Origin of the sequence: Pseudomonas sp. NFX98, from assembly GCF_047784845.1 — a bacterium.
Lineage (GTDB): Bacteria > Pseudomonadota > Gammaproteobacteria > Pseudomonadales > Pseudomonadaceae > Aquipseudomonas.
In genome coordinates, this window is the sequence record NZ_JBLNNF010000025.1 from 1 (window position 1) to 14236 (window position 14236).

At 61.4% G+C, this 14236-nt stretch carries 16 protein-coding genes and 1 pseudogene; 13 read left to right on the plus strand and 4 right to left on the minus strand.

Features of this window, described 5'->3' with window-relative positions; all coding sequences use genetic code 11:
• Nucleotides 1-106: pseudogene (locus ACM110_RS26655) on the plus strand (IS110 family transposase); the annotation flags it as partial.
• A gap of 73 nt (nt 107-179) precedes the next feature.
• On the opposite strand, the gene ACM110_RS26660 reads toward ACM110_RS26655, so the two are convergent.
• Together ACM110_RS26660 and ACM110_RS26665 are read right to left on the minus strand one after the other, a co-directional pair.
• Nucleotides 180-836: a class I SAM-dependent methyltransferase gene (locus ACM110_RS26660; RefSeq protein ID WP_416130107.1), complete on the minus strand. Its 657-nt coding sequence runs from the start codon at nt 834-836 to the stop codon at nt 180-182.
• Nucleotides 833-1297: a YbaY family lipoprotein gene (locus ACM110_RS26665; protein WP_416130108.1), complete on the minus strand. Its 465-nt coding sequence runs from the start codon at nt 1295-1297 to the stop codon at nt 833-835. Before ACM110_RS26665 ends, ACM110_RS26660 begins: the two co-directional genes overlap by 4 nt.
• 128 nt (nt 1298-1425) lie before the next feature.
• Here ACM110_RS26665 and nrdR point away from each other — a divergent pair, with 128 nt between their 5' ends.
• The 12 genes from nrdR to ACM110_RS26725 all read left to right on the plus strand — a co-directional run bounded on the left by nrdR (nt 1426) and on the right by ACM110_RS26725 (nt 10146).
• A complete protein-coding gene (nrdR, locus tag ACM110_RS26670) occupies nt 1426-1890 on the plus strand; it encodes a transcriptional regulator NrdR (RefSeq protein ID WP_003228656.1) in 465 nt (154 codons plus the stop codon).
• Nucleotides 1887-3020 carry a bifunctional diaminohydroxyphosphoribosylaminopyrimidine deaminase/5-amino-6-(5-phosphoribosylamino)uracil reductase RibD gene (gene ribD / locus ACM110_RS26675; RefSeq protein WP_416130109.1) on the plus strand — a complete coding sequence of 378 codons (1134 nt, stop codon included), beginning with the start codon at nt 1887-1889 and terminating at the stop codon, nt 3018-3020. The genes nrdR and ribD overlap by 4 nt, the downstream gene beginning before the upstream one ends.
• A gap of 47 nt (nt 3021-3067) precedes the next feature.
• On the plus strand, nt 3068-3733 hold the full coding sequence (locus tag ACM110_RS26680) for a riboflavin synthase (RefSeq protein ID WP_416130110.1): 666 nt from the start codon (nt 3068-3070) through the stop codon (nt 3731-3733).
• Nucleotides 3734-3749: 16 nt separating this feature from the next.
• Nucleotides 3750-4841 (plus strand): bifunctional 3,4-dihydroxy-2-butanone-4-phosphate synthase/GTP cyclohydrolase II, encoded by a 1092-nt coding sequence (gene ribBA / locus ACM110_RS26685; protein WP_090325554.1) that lies wholly within the window; start codon nt 3750-3752, stop codon nt 4839-4841.
• Nucleotides 4842-4932: 91 nt separating this feature from the next.
• Nucleotides 4933-5409: a 6,7-dimethyl-8-ribityllumazine synthase gene (gene ribE / locus ACM110_RS26690; protein ID WP_003228649.1), complete on the plus strand. Its 477-nt coding sequence runs from the start codon at nt 4933-4935 to the stop codon at nt 5407-5409.
• A complete protein-coding gene (nusB, locus tag ACM110_RS26695; RefSeq protein ID WP_008053839.1) occupies nt 5406-5906 on the plus strand; it encodes a transcription antitermination factor NusB in 501 nt (166 codons plus the stop codon). Before ribE ends, nusB begins: the two co-directional genes overlap by 4 nt.
• 18 nt (nt 5907-5924) lie before the next feature.
• Nucleotides 5925-6890: a thiamine-phosphate kinase gene (gene thiL, locus ACM110_RS26700; RefSeq protein WP_416130111.1), complete on the plus strand. Its 966-nt coding sequence runs from the start codon at nt 5925-5927 to the stop codon at nt 6888-6890.
• Nucleotides 6887-7390 (plus strand): phosphatidylglycerophosphatase A, encoded by a 504-nt coding sequence (locus tag ACM110_RS26705; protein WP_416130112.1) that lies wholly within the window; start codon nt 6887-6889, stop codon nt 7388-7390. Before thiL ends, ACM110_RS26705 begins: the two co-directional genes overlap by 4 nt.
• Before the next feature lie 23 nt (nt 7391-7413).
• On the plus strand, nt 7414-8151 hold the full coding sequence (locus tag ACM110_RS26710) for a substrate-binding periplasmic protein (protein WP_416130113.1): 738 nt from the start codon (nt 7414-7416) through the stop codon (nt 8149-8151).
• A 161-nt stretch (nt 8152-8312) separates the two neighbouring features.
• Nucleotides 8313-8930 (plus strand): GTP cyclohydrolase II, encoded by a 618-nt coding sequence (ribA, locus tag ACM110_RS26715; protein WP_034148042.1) that lies wholly within the window; start codon nt 8313-8315, stop codon nt 8928-8930.
• Nucleotides 8927-9346, plus strand: a complete 420-nt coding sequence (locus ACM110_RS26720) for an MFS transporter (RefSeq protein ID WP_416130114.1) — start codon at nt 8927-8929, stop codon at nt 9344-9346. Before ribA ends, ACM110_RS26720 begins: the two co-directional genes overlap by 4 nt.
• A complete protein-coding gene (locus ACM110_RS26725) occupies nt 9346-10146 on the plus strand; it encodes a cobalamin-binding protein (protein ID WP_416130115.1) in 801 nt (266 codons plus the stop codon). The genes ACM110_RS26720 and ACM110_RS26725 overlap by 1 nt, the downstream gene beginning before the upstream one ends.
• Nucleotides 10147-10278: 132 nt before the next feature.
• Here the strand turns inward: ACM110_RS26725 and ACM110_RS26730 are convergent, their stop codons facing one another.
• Together ACM110_RS26730 and dxs are read right to left on the minus strand one after the other, a co-directional pair.
• A complete protein-coding gene (locus ACM110_RS26730; protein ID WP_416130116.1) occupies nt 10279-12162 on the minus strand; it encodes a TonB-dependent receptor domain-containing protein in 1884 nt (627 codons plus the stop codon).
• Between the two features lie 151 nt (nt 12163-12313).
• The gene (gene dxs / locus ACM110_RS26735; protein WP_416130117.1) at nt 12314-14212 is read right to left on the minus strand and encodes a 1-deoxy-D-xylulose-5-phosphate synthase; all 1899 of its coding nucleotides are present in this window, start codon (nt 14210-14212) and stop codon (nt 12314-12316) included.
• Nucleotides 14213-14236: the final 24 nt, after the last annotated feature.

Below are 14236 nucleotides of genomic sequence, written 5' to 3' on the forward strand. Positions count from 1 at the left end.
CCCCAAGCAGATCATTTGTGCGGCGATGCGAAAGCTGCTGCACTTCGTTTACGGCGTACTCAAGTCGGGCCAGCCCTACGACCCGAAACTTGCGCTTGCCCGGTGAGGTTCAAGACGGTATCTACAGCTAAACCGCATTCTCATGTAGGAGCTGCCGAAGGCTGCGATCTTTTTCGGCTTCAAGCCCGACTGGCGTGGTACAGGCTCACATGCCGAAACTCTTCGGGCTCGGCCAGATCCGGCAGGGTCATGGCTTCGAGCATTTCGATGCGCCGGTACAGCGGATGACGAAAATCCCGTACCCGTGAATCCGCCACCAGCGCTTCCCGGCCGCGACTGAGGAACTCATCGAGCAGCGGCAGATTCGCCCGGTCGTACAGCACATCAGCCACCAGGATCAGATCGAAGCGATCAGCCTCGGCGAAAAAGTCCGTCGAATAATTGAGCTGCACGTCATTGAGTTCGGCATTCGCCCGACAGGCGGCAATCGCCAGCGGGTCGAGGTCGCAGGCCACAACCTCCAGCGCCCCGGCCTTGACTGCGGCAATGCCAGCCACGCCGGAACCAGCGCCAAAATCCAGTACTCGTTTGCCTTCGACCCAGTGCCGGTTTTCGGCGAGATAACGGGCCACGGCCAACCCGCTGGCCCAGCAGAAACTCCAATAAGGCGGCTCATGCAGGATGCGCCGGGTTTCTTCCGGGCTGAAGGCGCGGTCCATGTTGTCGCCGTCGATCAGCCACAACTTCAGATCGGTCTCCGGCAACGGACAGGCAACTAACTGCGCATCGCCGAGCAGTTCACCCAAGGCCAGTTGCAGGTCGAGCGGTGCACTCATGGGGCTTTGACGAATTGCAGTTGCCCCAGCGTCTGGGTCGTTGGCTGGGTAATCAGTTGCGACGGCAGATGCAGGATCAGCTGGCCGGACTGGCTGGCGCGGCCACGCAGTTCGACGCGGGCGCCGGCCGGGAAAGACTCCGGGTTGAAGCGCAGGTGAAACGGCAACACCTGATTGGTGCCGATCAGGCTGGAACTGGCGAGCAGTTGTTGCGGGCGGTCTTTTTCATCGATCACCAGCAAGGCCAGTTCGACTTCGGCACCGGCCGGCACACCTTGCAGGGTGCCGCTCAGTTCGCGTTGATACGCCGGCAACGGGCCGAGGTTGGTCGATTCCCTGGCTTTTTTCTGCGCCTGCTCTGGCGCGGGGCCGGGCGTCGGCGGCTGGGGCTGGGGTGCATCGCTGCTGCAGGCCACCAGCAGGCTGAAAATGCTGAGCAAAACGAGCGGTCGTAACGACATTGGCAGCTCCGTAAACGTGAAATCCATGGATCGACAGATCATGCTCGTCTGTATACCGCAAACCCTATGTCTTGTCTTGCCACCGGGATGCGCTACCATGGCCCTCCCTTTTTTTGTTGCCTGCCACCATGCACTGTCCCTTCTGCGGTGCCAACGACACCAAGGTCATCGACTCGCGTCTGGTCGCCGAGGGCGAACAGGTGCGCCGCCGGCGTGAATGCCTGGCCTGCGGCGAGCGTTTCACGACGTTCGAGACCGCTGAACTGGTGTTGCCGCGCCTGATCAAAACCGACGGCAGTCGCCAGCCGTTCGACGAAGAAAAACTCCGCGCCGGCATGCAGCGTGCGCTGGAAAAGCGTCCGGTGAGCGTCGAGCGCCTCGAATCGTCGCTGGTGCACATCAAACACAAACTGCGCGCCACCGGCGAACGCGAGGTCAAATCCCTCGTGGTCGGTGAGCTGGTGATGGCCGAGCTGCAAAAGCTCGACGAAGTCGCCTATATCCGTTTCGCTTCGGTGTATCGCCGCTTCCAGGACCTCAACGAGTTCCGCGAAGAGATCGATCGCCTGGCCCGTGAACCGGTGAAAGAATGACCACGCCTGCCGAACAAGCCATCCTCGACGCCCATTTCATGGCCCGCGCGCTGGAACTGGCGCGCAAAGGTCACTACACGACGCACCCCAACCCGCGGGTCGGCTGCGTGATTGTGCGCGATGGGCAGATTGTCGGCGAAGGCTGGCATGAGCGCGCCGGTGAGCCTCACGCCGAAGTCCACGCTTTGCGCGCGGCGGGCGATCAGGCTCGTGGTGCCACTGCTTATGTGACGCTTGAGCCTTGCAGCCACCATGGCCGCACACCGCCCTGCGCCGATGCGCTGGTAGATGCCGGTGTGGCACGGGTGGTCGCGGCGATGCAGGACCCGAACCCGGAAGTCGCCGGTCGCGGACTGCAACGCCTGGAACAGGCGGGCATCGTCACCGAAAGCGGCGTGCTGGAAGGCGAGGCGCGCAAGCTCAATCAAGGCTTCCTCAAACGCATGGAACACGGCTTGCCGTTCGTGCGGGTCAAGTTGGCCATGAGCCTGGACGGCCGCACGGCGATGGAAAGCGGCGAGAGCCAGTGGATCACCGGCCCGGCAGCACGATCGGCGGTTCAGCGTTTGCGCGCTCAAGCCAGTGTGGTGCTGACCGGTGCCGATACGGTACTGGCGGATAATGCCCGGTTGACTGTGCGCGCCGACGAATTGGGTCTGGATGCCGAGCAAACCGCGCTGATCATGAGTCGCCTGCCATTGCGCGTACTGGTCGACGGCCGCTTGCGGGTGCCGCTGGATGCGCCGTTCTTCAAGGCTGGTCCGGCACTGGTCGCCACGTGCGTGGCCGTAGAAGAGCAGTACGCCACCGGCCCGGAATGCCTGATCGTGCCCGGCTACGAAGGTCAGGTCGATTTGCGCCAGTTGCTGGTCGAGCTCGCCAACCGTGGCGTCAACGAGGTGCTGGTCGAGGCAGGCCCACGGCTGGCGGGTGCTTTCGCCCAGCTCGGACTGGTCGACGAATTCCAGATTTTCATCGCCGGCAAGTTTTTGGGCTCCTCGGCGCGACCGCTGCTTGACTGGCCGCTCGCGCAAATGAAGGATGCGCCGGAGCTCAGAATCACCGAAATTCGCGCGGTTGGCGATGACTGGCGAGTCATCGCCATTCCTTCGCCAGCGGCGAGCGTATAATTTCCGGCCATCGCTATAGCGTTGGCTTTGTTCTCAAGGAGAACCCCATGTTCACCGGCATCATCGAATCCATCGGCAGTATCCGTGCACTGACCCCAAAGGGCGGTGATGTGCGGGTTCACGTCGAAACCGGCAAGCTCGACCTGGGCGACGTCAAACTGGGCGACAGCATCGCGGTCAACGGCGTGTGCCTGACTGCCGTTGAGTTGCCGGGCAACGGCTTTGCGGCGGACGTCAGCCGTGAAACCCTCGACTGCACTGCCATGAACGACCTGAAAAGCGGCAGCCCGGTCAATCTGGAAAAAGCCCTGACCCCGACCACTCGCCTCGGCGGGCATTTGGTCAGCGGTCACGTCGATGGCGTGGGCGAAGTGGTTGCCCGCACCGAGAACGCGCGTGCCGTGGAATTCCGCATCCGCGCGCCGAAAGAACTGGCCAAGTACATCGCCCACAAAGGCTCGATCACCGTCGACGGCACCAGCCTGACCGTGAACGCGGTCGATGGCGCCGAGTTCCTGCTGACCATCATTCCGCACACCCTGAGTGAAACCATCATGGCGTCGTATCAGCCGGGTCGCCGGGTGAACCTGGAAGTGGACTTGCTGGCCCGTTACCTGGAACGCCTGCTGTTGGGCGACAAGGCCGCAGAGCCCGCATCGGGCGGCACAATTACTGAAAGCTTTCTGGCCGCCAACGGCTACCTCAAATCCTGACCCAAGGGGGTGCCTTGTGGCGCTCAATAGCATCGAAGAACTGGTTGAAGACATCCGCCAAGGCAAGATGGTCATCCTCATGGATGACGAAGACCGCGAGAACGAAGGCGACCTGATCATGGCCGCCGAATGCTGCAAGCCCGAGCACATCAACTTCATGGCCAAGCACGCCCGTGGCCTGATCTGCATGCCGATGAGCCGCGAGCGCTGCGAGTTGCTCAAGCTGCCGTTGATGGCGCCGCGCAACGGTTCCGGTTTCGGCACCAAGTTCACCGTATCGATCGAAGCGGCTACTGGCGTGACCACCGGCATCTCCGCCGCCGACCGTGCGCGTACCGTGCAGGCTGCTGCCGCCCGTGATGCCAAGGCCGAAGACATCGTCAGCCCGGGCCATATCTTCCCGCTGATGGCCCAGGCCGGCGGCACCCTGGCTCGCGCCGGCCACACCGAAGCCGCCTGCGACCTGGCGCGCATGGCCGGTTTCGAGCCGAGCGGTGTGATCTGCGAAGTGATGAACGACGACGGCACCATGTCCCGTCGCGCCGAACTGGAAGCTTTCGCTGCCGAACACGACATCAAGATCGGCACCATCGCCGACCTGATTCACTACCGCATGATCCACGAACGTACCGTTCAGCGGATTGCCGAGCAGCCACTGGACAGCGAACTGGGCCAATTCAACCTGGTGACCTATCGTGATTCCGTGGAAGGTGATGTGCACATGGCACTGACCCTGGGCAATGTCTGCGCCGAAGAACCGACCCTGGTTCGCGTGCACAACATGGATCCGCTGCGCGATTTGCTGATGGTCAAGCAACCGGGTCGCTGGAGCCTGCGCGCCGCCATGGCTGCGGTTGCCGAGGCTGGCAGTGGCGTGGTGTTGCTGCTGGGTCACCCGCTGGATGGCGACGTGTTGCTGGCGCATATTCGCGAAACCGCCGACCACGCGGCCGTGAAAAAACCGACTACCTACAGCATTGTCGGTGCCGGTTCGCAGATCCTGCGTGACCTCGGCGTGCGCAAAATGCGCCTGATGTCGGCACCAATGAAATTTAATGCGATATCCGGTTTCGATCTGGAAGTTGTAGAATACGTGCCCTCCGAATAATGACCGGTTGTCCCCGGCCCTGAATTCGCGGTTCAAATATCACTGAGGGACGCGTACGAGACGCGTCCCGGCTCTTTAAGAGATCTAACGAATGACCCTGAAGACCATCGAAGGTACCTTCATCGCCCCTAAAGGCCGCTACGCTCTGGTAGTGGGCCGTTTCAACAGCTTCGTCGTTGAAAGCCTGGTTAGCGGTGCAGTTGATGCCCTGGTTCGCCATGGCGTGAGCGAAAGCGACATCACCATCATCCGTGCGCCTGGCGCCTTCGAAATCCCGCTGGTTGCGCAGAAAGTCGCTCAGAAGGGCGAGTTCGCAGCAATCATCGCCCTGGGCGCGGTCATTCGTGGCGGCACTCCGCACTTCGAATACGTGGCTGGCGAGTGCACCAAGGGCTTGGCCCAGGTGTCCATGGAGTTCGGCGTACCGGTCGCTTTCGGCGTCCTGACCGTTGATTCCATCGAGCAAGCCATTGAACGTTCCGGCACCAAGGCCGGTAACAAAGGTGCTGAAGCTGCCCTGTCCGCTCTGGAAATGGTCAGCCTGCTGGCGCAGTTGGAGGCCAAGTGATTAGCGACGAAAGCGATCGTTTCAACCCGCGCGATCCAAAGCCTGCGGATGCCGGCAAGCCATCGAAAAGCGTCAAGCGTCGTGAGGCTCGTCAGCTCGCGACCCAGGCGCTGTACCAGTGGCACATGGCCAAGCAGTCGCTGAACGAGATCGAAGCGCAGTTCCGGGTCGATAACGATTTCACCGATGTCGATGGCGCCTACTTCCGCGAAATCCTGCACGGGGTTCCGCAGTTCAAGACCGAAATCGACACCGCACTCACGCCTTGCCTCGATCTGACCATCGAAGAGCTGGACCCGGTTGAACTGGCGGTTCTGCGCCTGTCGACCTGGGAACTGCTCAAGCGCGTCGACGTGCCGTACCGCGTTGTGATCAACGAAGGTATCGAACTGGCCAAGGTCTTCGGTTCCACCGACGGCCACAAGTTCGTCAACGGTGTGCTCGACAAACTGGCGCCACGTCTGCGTGAAGCTGAAGTGAAGGCGTTCAAACGCTGATTGGCGTTTGAATCAGCAATGGGCGAGTTTGAGCTGATCCGCAATTTCTTCGCCGCCGCGCCTTGTGCGCAGGGCGGCGAAGGCGTTGCCCTCGGGATCGGCGATGACTGCGCCTTGCTGGCTATTTCTCCCGGGGAACTGTTGGCGATTTCTACCGATACGTTGGTGGCCGGCGTGCATTTCGCCCACCCCTGCGATCCGTTTCTGCTCGGTCAGCGTTCGCTGGCCGTGGCCGTCAGCGATCTGGCCGCCATGGGCGCCACTCCAATTGCCTTTACCCTTGCCCTGACTTTGCCGACGGTGACCGCCGATTGGCTGCAAGCCTATGCCCGTGGTTTGAACCTCATGGCGCAGAGCTGCGGCGTGGCATTGGTGGGCGGCGACACCACCCGTGGGCCGTTGAGCCTGACCATGACCGTGTTCGGTCGTGTGCCGGGCGGTTTGGCGTTGACCCGCAGCGGTGCGCAACCGGGCGATCTGTTGTGCGTGGGTGGTGAGCTGGGAAATGCGGCCGGCGCGTTGCCGCTGGTACTCGGCCAGCGCACCGCTGAAGCGGCGATCGCCGATCCGTTGCTGGCGCATTACTGGTCGCCGCAACCGCAGCTCGGTTTGGGTCAGGCGTTGCGTGGCAAGGCCACGTCGGCGATGGACATTTCCGATGGCCTGCTTGCGGATTGCGGGCACATCGCGCTGGCTTCGAAGGTCGGTATTCACATCGAGCGGGATCGCTTGCCGCTGTCGCCGGCATTGATTGCTTTTGTTGGTCAATCGGACGCACAAGTGGCGGCCCTGAGCGGCGGCGACGATTACGTACTGGCCTTTACACTACCGTCCGTCGAGTTGCCGCTGTTGCTGGCCGACGGCTGGCCGATCCATGTGATTGGCCGCGTCGTGGACGGGCAGGGCGTGACGCTGCTCGACGCCGATGGGCAAGACATCACCCCGCAAACCCGGGGTTATCAACATTTTCGGGAGACACCGTGACAGATCATCCCAAACAGGTCCCGGCGGAATTCGTACCGCCATCGGTCTGGCGCAATCCATGGCATTTCCTGGCGTTCGGCTTCGGCTCGGGCGCCTTGCCAAAGGCACCGGGCACCTGGGGGTCGTTAGTTGCGCTACCCTTTATTCCGTTGTGGCAGATGTTGCCCGATTGGGGTTACTGGCTGATGCTGGGCATCACCATGCTGTTCGGCTTCTGGCTGTGCGGCAAGGTGGCCGATGATTTACGCGTGCACGACCACGAAGGCATCGTCTGGGACGAGATGGTCGGGATGTGGATTACCCTGTGGCTGGTGCCGGAAGGTTGGCAGTGGTTGCTGGCGGGATTCTTGATGTTCCGCTTCTTCGATATTCTCAAGCCATGGCCGATTCGCTGGATTGATCGGCATGTGCACGGCGGCGTCGGGATCATGCTCGATGACGTTTTGGCCGGTGTGTTTGCGTGGCTGGCGATGCAGGGACTGGTGTGGATTTTCGCCTAAGGGATTAAGTGGGAGAACTAGGGATGGCTCTACGCGGGTTGATGGTGATGGTGTTCGCCTTGTTTTGCTCGCTGGCACACGCGGGTGAGGCGGCGACGACGCCGTCCGTGATTCACCTGGCCAGCGAAGAGTGGGAAGACTACACCGCCGCCGACGGTCATGGACTGGGTTGGGATGTGCTGCGGCAGGTCTTTGAGCCGGCAGGCGTCAAGCTCGATATCCGCAGCGAACCTTACGTGCGTTCGATGGGCTTGGCCGAGCGCGGCGAAGTCGACGCCTGTGTCGGTTCCTACCGCGACGAGTCGGACCAGTTGCTGTATCCACGCTGGAATTTCGATACCGATCATATTTATGCCTTGGGGTTGGCCAGCAGCCCGGTGCCGACGCCGGAAACCCTGGGTAACTATCGACTGGCATGGGTCCGTGGCTACGACTACCAGGATTACCTGCCCAACGTGCGCCGCTATGACGAAGTGATTCGGCGCACCGGCATCGTGTCGATGCTGACCCACAACCGCGCGGACTTCTACATCGATGCCCTGACCGAGGTCGATTACGTCCTCAACCGGGCGAAGGATCCGTCGCAGTTCCGCCGTACACACATTGCCGAACTGCCGCTGTATCTGTGTTTCGCCAAGACCGACTCGGCCCGCACGCTGATGGCGTTGTTTGACCAGCGCATGGAGGTGCTGGTGAAAAGCGGCGAGTTGAAGCCAATCTTCGAACGCTGGAAACAGCCGTATCCGTTTGAAGAGAACTGACCACAATATCCATGGCTGAGTCCCACAAGGAAAGTATTGTGGGGGGCGATATCAAACTTTTTGATAGTTATCGCCGATAATTCAGCCTAAGCGTCGTCTGGAACCTGCTGTTACAATGCCGGCTCTGCGAATCTTCAGACTTTTAGATCAGGAGCACACCGGTGCCTGTCGTTTTTGTCGCCGCTTCCAAGCTGCCAACGCCTTTTGCGCAATTCACCATGCACGGCTTTCTCGACGAAGCCACCGGCCGCGAGCACGTTGTGCTGAGCCTGGGTGAGATCGCCGACGGTGCCCCGGTACTCGGCCGGTTGCACTCCGAATGCCTGACGGGCGATGCCTTGTTCAGCCAGCGTTGCGACTGCGGCTCGCAACTGGAGGCTGCGTTGCAGGCCATCGCCCGTGAAGGTCGTGGCGTGTTGCTGTACCTGCGTCAGGAAGGCCGTGGCATTGGCTTGTTGAACAAGATCCGCGCCTATGAACTGCAGGATGGCGGTGCCGACACCGTTGAAGCCAACGAGCGTCTGGGCTTTGCCGCCGACCAGCGTGACTACGCGATGTGCCTGCCGATGCTGGAGCATCTGGGCGTGAAATCCCTGCGCCTGATGACCAACAATCCACGCAAGGTCAAAGCCCTGACCGACATGGGCATCGTGGTCGCCGAGCGTGTGCCGCTGCACACCGGCCACAACCCGCACAACAAACTCTACCTGGCGACCAAGGCCAGCAAACTCGACCATATGATGGGCAACGAACATCAGGGCGAGGTAGGCCGGGCGTGACCCGCGGTCAGGTGCGGCGGCGACTGTCCGTCAACTGGTGGCAGTACTTTGCACTGGCCCTGCTGCCGTTGTTCGTGATCAACGGCGTGTTCGGCGAGAGCGACGCAATCCTGCCGGTGCTGGCGATGCCGTTGTTCATCGCCGGTGTGGCCTCGATGTTTGTCAGCCTGAAATTCTTTGGCGGCTACAAACACGCGCTGATCGCCACCCAGAAAGCCCTCGATACCCCTGAAGAACCCGCCACCTGGATCAGCCTGGCAGCCAAGCGCCGCACGGCATTTCTGGCCGCGGGCCTGCCGGCGTGGATCGGTGCACTGGCCGTTTTCGTCGGCCTCGAAGCGGTGCCGCTGATGCTGTTGGCGCTGTCGACCACGGTGCTGTTCTACCTCTACCGTATTCCGCGTCAACTCGGTTGATGCGCCAACTCTGGCTGGCGGTTCTGCTGCTGGTCATCGGCGGTCCGTTGTTGGCCGCCCCGCGAGTGATCAGCCTCGCGCCATCCTTGTCTGAAATCGTCGTTGAGCTCGACTCAGCCGATCTTTTGGTGGGCGTGCTGGATGCTGGTGAGCGACCTGCTGAACTCAACGGTCTGTCCTCGGTTGGCCGCTACGGTCAGTTGGACATGGAACGCCTGCTCAGCCTCAAGCCCGATTTGCTACTGCTCTGGCCCGGCAGTGTCGGCCCGGCTCAGCGTGAGCAACTCAAGCGCTTGAACATCCCGACCTACGTTGCCGAACCGCACAATTTCGAACAGCTCACCGCACAGATCGAGGGGATTGCCGCGCAGCTTGGGCGGCCTGAACGTGGAGCTTTATTGGCCACTGAGTTGCGCCGACGGCTGGCGGAACTGCGTCAGCGCTATCGACGGGATGCGCCGTTGCGAGTGTTCTACCAAGTCTGGGATCGGCCGCTGTACACCGTGGGCGGAGGGCAGATCATCAGCTATGCGCTGGACGTCTGCGGTGCGCGCAATGTATTTGCCGACCTGACGCTGCCGGCCCCGCAAGTGAGCGTGGAAGCGGTGTTGCAGCGCAATCCCGAGGTGATTCTGGCCAGCGATCAGACCCAGCTCGATGCGTGGAAAGCCTGGCCGCACGTTGCTGCGGTGAAGCAGGGGCGATTGCTGTTGGTGACGGACAAAGGGTTGGAGCGGCCGAGTGGGCAGATGGTCGAGGCGACCGCGAAGTTGTGTCAGTTGGTCGCGCCTGAACGATGAACCGAGGTGCATTCATCGCGGGCAAGCCTTGCTCCTACAGGTTTTGTGTCGTGCTCGAAGTTCTGTTCACGCAAATCTGTAGGAGCAAAGCTTGCTCGCGATGAGGCCATTACAAGCGCCGAAAAATTCGGATCAGATCTCCGGCGTCCACGTCACCCCAAACATCCACGCCCGACCTTCCTCGCGATACCCATACTGACTGCCTTCATGGCTATACAGCGCCCGGCTGTAACCCTTGTCCAGCAGGTTATCCACCTTCAGCTCCAGCTTGATCTCACGATTGAGCGCCCAACTGCTGCGCAATCCCAGCAGCGCATAACCACCCAACGGCTGTTGATTGTTCAGGTCGTCATAGCTGCTGCTGACCGCTTGCCAACTGGCGCCGAGGCCCAAACGTTCGAACTGTCGATCCAGATCCAGGCTCAAGGTGCGCCGTGCGCGGCGGGCCAGGGTATGGCCAGTTTCGCGATCCCGCGGGTCAATGATCGCCACGCCGAGGTTGCTCTGCCAGCCGAACAGTTCCTGTTTCAACGCCGCTTCAAAGCCATTGATCCGAGCCGAAGCTACGTTCTCCGGGCGTGAGTTGCTGCCGAAGATGATCGCGTCTTCCAGGTCCGTGCGGTACAGCGAGGCTTCCAGTCGACTGCTTTCAGTCAGCTGACTACGCCATTGCAACTCATAGCTTTTCGAGGTTTCCGGCTTCAGATCGGGGTTGCTGAAATCCGGGTAGTACAGGTCGTTGAAAGTCGGTGCGCGGAAGCCTTCGCTGTAGGTCAGCAGCACGTCGTTGTCCGGATTCAGCGGCAGGGTGAAGGTGCCGCTCCAGGTGTTTTGACTGCCGAACTGTTGGTTGTCGTCGTGGCGCAGGCCCAGCTCTGTGGAGAAGCTGTCCGCCTGATAACGATGCTGGATGAACGCCGCGCGGTTCCAGCGACTGTCTTCGTCGAACGCGGTGCTGCTGTTGACCCGGTCTTCATACCAGTCGCCGCCGAGGATCAGGCTGTTGCGCTCGTTGAGTGTCAGGTCGTTCTGCCAGTTCACCGAGTCGCGGTAGGTGTTGAACACACTGCGCTCATCGCTGAGCTTGTCGAAGGTCTTCTCGCGGTTTTCGCTATGGCCGAACTCGACGCGGGTTTTCCACTGATCGTTGACCCGCGCGTCGACGTAGCTGCTGACGCTGCTCACATCGAACTCGTTGTAGGGCTGCTCCTGGACTGACTCGAAGGTAGTCAGATCGAAGCGGCCGAACGGGTTGTCGTATTCACTTTTGCCGCGGTTATCCAGCACGTTGGCGCCGATTTCGATATCATCGTTCAGGGCATGGCTGAGACTCAGGCTGAACGATTTATTGCGGTACGCGTCATGATCGCCGTCGCTGGGATACGACTCGTGAGTGCGATTGATCCCGGCGGTTTCATCGAGGCTGGTGCCGAGGTTGAAGCGGGTTTGCTCATCGCCACCGGACAAGCCGAGGCTGCGTTCCCAAGTCTGGTTACTGCCGAAGCCGACATGCATTTGCGGGCGCAAGCCCGGCTCGCTGCCACGTCGGGTGAAAATCTGGATCACCCCGCCAATCGCGTCGCTGCCATAAATCACCGAGCGGGAGCCGCGCAAAACTTCCACGCGCTCGACCTGTTCGATGTTGATGTGTTGCAGGTTGCTGTCGCCGGAGGTCGCGTTGCCGATGCGCTGGCCGTCCACCAACACCAGGCTTTGCGCCGACTGCGTGCCGCGGATGTAGATCCCCGGCAGGCTGCCGCGCCCGCCGGTTTGCGCCACCTGCACACCCGGTACGCGACGCAGCAAATCAGTGACGCTGTTCGGTTGTAGACGGTCGATGTCTTCGCGGGTGAACACGGTATTGGCAGCGCTGCTGTCGTTGCGCGCTTCGACCTGGCGGTTGGCGCTGATCAACACGTCGGGCAGTTTCAGGGCTTGATCGCGTTCGAAGGTATCGGCCAGCAGTTGCCCGGCTGGCAGCAAGGTCAGCGTCAGGGCGAAGGGGGAGAGTTTCATGGAGGATCCGGGATTTCAGATGCGACACAACTCCCCTGTAGGAGCTGCCGAAGGCAGCGATCTTTTGATTTTGATTTTTCGGATTTGGAGCTGCCGAAGGTCAAGATCAACAGATCGCAGCCTTCGGCAGCTCCTACACAGGGTGTTGCGTTTAGATGTTGAGCAGTTGCAAACGCTCGCGGATCGAGGCCTCGATTCCGGCCTCATCCAGCCCGCACTCAGCCAGCATCTGCGCAGGCTTGGCGTGTTCGACGTAGATGTCCGGCAAGCCAAGGTGCAGCACCGACTTGAGGATGTTCTCGCGAGCGAGGAACTCGCTGACCGCGCCACCAGCGCCGCCCATGATGGCGTTCTCTTCGACGGTCACCAACAGCTCATGGCTGGCGGCGATCTGCCGAACGAGTTCTTCATCCAGCGGTTTGACGAAGCGCATGTCGACCACGGTTGCATCCAGCTTCTCGGCGACTTTCAGTGCCTCGGCCAGTTGCACGCCGAATACCAGCAAGGCGACTTTGCTGCCCTGACGACGAACCACACCCTTGCCGATTTCAATCGGTTCGAGGTCTTTCTCGATGGTCGCGTTCGGTCCGTTGCCGCGTGGGTAACGCACTGCCGCCGGGCCTTCGTACAGATGCCCGGTGGTGAGCATTTTGCGCAGCTCGTTTTCGTCGCTCGGGGTCATCACCAGCATGCCGGGGATGCAGCGCAGGAACGACAGATCGAAGCTGCCCGCGTGGGTCGGACCGTCTTCGCCAACAAGGCCTGCACGGTCGATGGCGAACAGCACGTCGAGATTCTGCACGGCGACGTCATGTACCAACTGATCGTAACCGCGTTGCAGGAAGGTCGAATAGATCGCCACTACCGGTTTGGCGCCTTCGCAGGCCATACCGGCAGCGAGGGTCACGGCGTGTTGTTCGGCAATGGCCACGTCGAAATAGCGCAGCGGGAAACGCTCGCTGAAGGCGACGAGGTCCGAGCCTTCTTTCATGGCCGGGGTAATGCCAACCAGACGCGGGTCAGCCGCCGCCATGTCGCACAGCCATTCGCCGAACACACCGGAATACTTCGGCCCGCTGGCCTTCTTCGGCGCGGCGGCCGGAGCGTCCAGTGGTTCCAGTTTGGTGATGGCGTGGTAACCGATCGGGTCGACTTCCGCCGGGGCGAAGCCTTTGCCTTTCTTGGTGACGATGTGCAGGAACTGCGGGCCTTTCAGATCGCGCATGTTGCGCAGGGTGGCGATCAGGGTCGGCAGGTCGTGGCCATCGATCGGGCCGATATAGTTCCAGCCCAGCTCTTCGAACAGCGTGCCGGGGACCAGCATGCCTTTTGCGTATTCTTCGGTACGACGGGCGATTTCCCAGGCACCGGGCAGGCGCGACAGCACTTTCTTGCTGCCTTCGCGCATGCTGGCGTAGGTGCGGCTGGAAAGAATCTTCGCCAGATAGTTCGACAAGCCACCGACGTTGCGCGAAATCGACATGTCGTTGTCGTTGAGGATTACCAGCATGTTGGCGTCCACTTCCGGCGCGTGGTTCAGCGCTTCGAACGCCATGCCCGCCGTCAGGGCACCGTCGCCGATCACGGCGATGGCCTTGCGATCACTGTTTTGCAGGCGGGCGGCAATCGCCATGCCCAGCGCTGCACTGATCGAGGTGCTGGAGTGGCCGACGCCAAAGGTGTCGTACTCGCTCTCGGAACGACGCGGGAAAGCGGCAATGCCGTCCTTCTGGCGCAGGGTGCCCATGCGCTCGCGTCGACCGGTGAGGATCTTGTGCGGATAAGCCTGATGACCCACGTCCCACACCAGCCGGTCGTCCGGGGTGTCGAAAACGTAATGCAACGCGATGGTCAGCTCGATCACGCCCAGGCCGGCACCGAAATGCCCACCGGTCTGGCCGACCGTGTAGAGCAATTCCAGGCGCAACTCATCAGCCAGGGTTTCCAGCTCGGCTTCGCCTAACCGGCGCAGGCCGTCCGGCGTATTCGCGCGGTCGAGCAGGGGCGTGGTCGGGCGCTTGCGGGGAATCTCATGAAACGTCGTGGGCATCAGGCGAATCGTTATAGGTATAAA

Excerpts from the sequence above, each read along its gene's own strand:
- nrdR (WP_003228656.1), top strand. The coding sequence starts at position 1,426 with ATGCACTGTCCCTTCTGCGGTGCCAACGACACCAAGGTCATCGACTCG.
- ACM110_RS26665 (WP_416130108.1), bottom strand. The coding sequence starts at position 1,297 with ATGTCGTTACGACCGCTCGTTTTGCTCAGCATTTTCAGCCTGCTGGTG.
- dxs (WP_416130117.1), bottom strand. The coding sequence starts at position 14,212 with ATGCCCACGACGTTTCATGAGATTCCCCGCAAGCGCCCGACCACGCCC.
- ACM110_RS26725 (WP_416130115.1), top strand. The coding sequence starts at position 9,346 with ATGCGCCAACTCTGGCTGGCGGTTCTGCTGCTGGTCATCGGCGGTCCG.
- ACM110_RS26680 (WP_416130110.1), top strand. The coding sequence starts at position 3,068 with ATGTTCACCGGCATCATCGAATCCATCGGCAGTATCCGTGCACTGACC.
- thiL (WP_416130111.1), top strand. The coding sequence starts at position 5,925 with ATGGGCGAGTTTGAGCTGATCCGCAATTTCTTCGCCGCCGCGCCTTGT.
- ACM110_RS26710 (WP_416130113.1), top strand. The coding sequence starts at position 7,414 with ATGGCTCTACGCGGGTTGATGGTGATGGTGTTCGCCTTGTTTTGCTCG.
- ribD (WP_416130109.1), top strand. The coding sequence starts at position 1,887 with ATGACCACGCCTGCCGAACAAGCCATCCTCGACGCCCATTTCATGGCC.
- ACM110_RS26660 (WP_416130107.1), bottom strand. The coding sequence starts at position 836 with ATGAGTGCACCGCTCGACCTGCAACTGGCCTTGGGTGAACTGCTCGGC.
- ribE (WP_003228649.1), top strand. The coding sequence starts at position 4,933 with ATGACCCTGAAGACCATCGAAGGTACCTTCATCGCCCCTAAAGGCCGC.
- ACM110_RS26730 (WP_416130116.1), bottom strand. The coding sequence starts at position 12,162 with ATGAAACTCTCCCCCTTCGCCCTGACGCTGACCTTGCTGCCAGCCGGG.